This is a genomic window from Microbulbifer okhotskensis, assembly GCF_023895975.1.
GTDB classification, from domain to species: domain Bacteria; phylum Pseudomonadota; class Gammaproteobacteria; order Pseudomonadales; family Cellvibrionaceae; genus Microbulbifer; species Microbulbifer okhotskensis.
Genome location: NZ_JALBWM010000497.1, coordinates 1 through 243, shown reverse-complemented (window position 1 = coordinate 243; position 243 = coordinate 1). Strand labels below are relative to the sequence as shown.

The 243-nt window shown below is 67.5% G+C and carries 1 protein-coding gene; it reads left to right on the top strand.

The window, feature by feature from the left end; genetic code table 11:
- Positions 1-243, top strand: a 243-nt coding sequence (locus tag MO867_RS23060) for a transglutaminase family protein (RefSeq protein WP_252473488.1), incomplete at both ends; no start/stop codon positions are given.

Genomic DNA, 243 nt, shown 5'->3' with positions numbered 1-243 from the left:
AACAACTACCTGCCAACCTTGACCCGCTCAAGGCAGACCTGTCGGACGACCTCGAACGCCAGCGCCTTGCCAGGCTGCTGCAACGTGGCCTGAATACGGCCACGGGCTATGTGCTGCCGCTGGGCCGGGATGATCTGGGCGAGCGCTGGCGCAGCTGCAGCTGGGAGATGCGACGCGGTGCCCTGGTGCTGATCCCGGGCGATGCCCCGCTGGGCTTTCGCCTGCCGCTCAACTCCCTGCCCT